The following is a 2,730-nucleotide window of genomic DNA, read 5'->3' on the forward strand; positions in this document are numbered from 1 at the left end:
TATTTCAGGACGGGTCATAATGAAGCACAACGTGTTCGTGTATGGCTTGTTGCGTTGGCGAGAACTAAGTTAACAAAAGAAACCGAACCAGAGGAAATTCCGTAGGAATTTCCAAGTAGGCTAGAACCAAGCAATTGGTTATACACGTTGTTGGTTGCTGTTTATATATTAATATTCATTTTTAAGTATCCAACACTTCTCTTAAATCTGTTTTCAATAAACTTAATTTAGTATCGAGTTTGTTTCTTTTAACAACAGAATCTAATAAATCAAGCTTACTAATTAATGTTCTTTTTATAAACTCTTGTCGTTCTTTTTCAGGCTGATTATAGAAATTGTCATTATTTATAATTACTGGTATACCTATAGATTTTTCTTTTGATCTGAAACGTTCAATTTCTTTTAGATAATCTAATTCCTCTTGAATGGGATTAAGCATAAATTGAAATAAAACCAATATTAGATCTTTTCCATATTTACTGTGCTTTAGTGATTCCAGTTTTTTATTTAGAGCATTTTCTCCCCAAATATATTCTCTGAATAACTCACCTTTTTGAGTTGAAATTTCTTTTTCTTTTTCAGAACTATTGTGATACAAAGCTGGACCAGAAATGAAGCATCCAATTATGTTACTACTCATTGTATGATTTAATTTATATAAACTGAAAATATTCAAATATGTTATAAGTGTTGCTCTAATTGCAACCAACGTGTTTGTGTATGGTTAGTTGCGTTGATTAGCAACTAAATTAGTAAAAGAAAACGAACCAGAGGAAAATCCGTAGGATTTTCCGAGTACACACAGAACCAGCAATTGACTATACACGTTGTTGTGTGTAGTTTTATTACAGTTTATATTTTTTTTCCAAAATTGTAATCAAAGAATTGCCATCATCGAAAATAATTTTATCTCCATCAATTTTTCCTTTTGTTATATTTCTAGTATAATAATTGGTTTTTGCTCCAGTAATGGGGAAAAATTGTTCTAGTTCAATTACGCTTTCAATTATTCTGTATTTCCCACCATAGCGAGTAGAGTTTTTATTATTAGAATCATATTTTAAATAGTACTGAGAATATGTTTTCTTAAAATAACCGTCACTATGAAAAATCCAAATTTGAGGATTGTTTTTTTCGTCATTATTATAATATCTCCCTTCAAAAATTTGAACATAATATGCCGCTGTATCAATCTTAATCAAATCTTCTTTGTTTGGAATTTTTACAAATCTATATTTCACTTTTTTATTCAAAATATGCTCACCATTATTGTCTCTAGGTACTCTATTATAAATAACTCTATTGAATATACAGCTAGACAATAATAAGGCTAAAATCAATAAAATAAAATACTTCATAAATTAGTCAAGATTTAATGCGCCAAATTATTTAATTCAGGCGGTTTTCTTAAATTACACACAACGTGTTCGTGTATGATTGGTTGCGTTGGCAAGAACTAAGTTAATAAAAGAAACCGAACCAGAGGAAATTCCGAAGGAATTTCCAAGTAGGCTAGAACCAAGCAATTGGTTATACACGTTGTTATGCCTTGTGTTTTTCTATTTTCAGTTTTAATTACTGAGCTTTCTTTTTTCTAAATATATAATAATGAATGAAAATAGAATTTCTATTATTCCACCAATTAATCCAATTAAATGAAAAGGTGAGTTAAAAAGAAAACCACCAACTCCTGATAAAATTAATATTGCTCCAAAAACCCAGTAAATGCGCATTCCATAAATTGAAGAAAAGACTAAGTATCGTCCACCAATAATTAATATCATTATTGAAAAAAACCAATTAGGACGAATCTGTAATGTTAAATAGGCTATAAATAGTCCAATAAATAACATAAAAGTACTTTCCAATGCGAGATGTGACAATGGGTTTCCTTTTTTATGTTTTCCAGAGCGATTTAAGGCCTTGGATAGTAAAATCCCTATAGGATGAATTAGCATTCCTCCAAAAAAGAAAACTAACACACTAATTTGTTTTGTACTAATTAATGCAATAATTCCAGCTGTTAGCCATACAACTCCTGATGCAAAAGCTCCTGGACCACCTCCAAAATAGGATTTTCGCATGTTTTCTTGTGCTTCCTTAAAATTCATTTTTATTTCAATTGTTTTAATAATGTATAACGTGTTCGTGTATGATTTGTGCGACCTAGAATCCGCAGGATTTTTGGTTGTAGCAAATCAGATGATTAAAGATATAAATTTAAATTGAAGTAGGAGGATAGCATTAATTATACACGTTGTTGTGGTGCGTTTTTTATTATTTCATTTCGGTTTATTTCGGTGAAATATTTATCATTAAAATCAATATTCTTTTCAGGAAACACTCGTTCATTGTCATTATGGAAAGCTTTTGTAAAAAACACTTTTCCTTTTTCCATTCGAGTCAGAAATAGACTTTCGTGAATTTCATTAGCTAAATACCACTTATCATTCTCGCTATCAAAAATAAGGATTTGAAATTCACGTTTGGAATGATTTGTACTCAACAGATTAAAAAGGTATTTTACTTTCTTATTTTTAAATCGAAATCGGTTAAAAGCATATAAAATTCCGTTTTCATTTTTCACGAAGTTATTGTCCAAAAACTCAAACTCTAGAATTTGATTATTTATCTGTAATTCACCAATCCAAGGACCAGACATTCCAAAACTTTCTTTCGAATTTAAATATTTGATTTCCATTTCGATTTTCTCAAATGTCTTGTCCTGAA

General features: G+C 29.6%; 4 protein-coding genes. All 4 read right to left on the reverse strand.

From position 1 onward, the window contains the following. Positions 1-181: 181 nt before the first annotated feature. Positions 182-640, reverse strand: a complete 459-nt coding sequence (locus tag RH81_RS15965) for a hypothetical protein (protein WP_033962354.1) — start codon at positions 638-640, stop codon at positions 182-184. Positions 641-845: 205 nt separating this feature from the next. After that, positions 846-1,358, reverse strand: a complete 513-nt coding sequence (locus RH81_RS15970; protein WP_033962357.1) for a hypothetical protein — start codon at positions 1,356-1,358, stop codon at positions 846-848. Positions 1,359-1,571: 213 nt separating this feature from the next. Then, the gene (locus tag RH81_RS15975) at positions 1,572-2,111 is read right to left on the reverse strand and encodes a DUF7010 family protein (RefSeq protein WP_033962360.1); all 540 of its coding nucleotides are present in this window, start codon (positions 2,109-2,111) and stop codon (positions 1,572-1,574) included. A 137-nt stretch (positions 2,112-2,248) separates the two neighbouring features. Further along, positions 2,249-2,730, reverse strand: a 482-nt coding sequence (locus RH81_RS15980; protein ID WP_161792001.1) for a hypothetical protein, incomplete at its 5' end; no start/stop codon positions are given.

Source organism: Psychroserpens jangbogonensis (assembly GCF_000797465.1).
GTDB lineage: Bacteria > Bacteroidota > Bacteroidia > Flavobacteriales > Flavobacteriaceae > Psychroserpens > Psychroserpens jangbogonensis.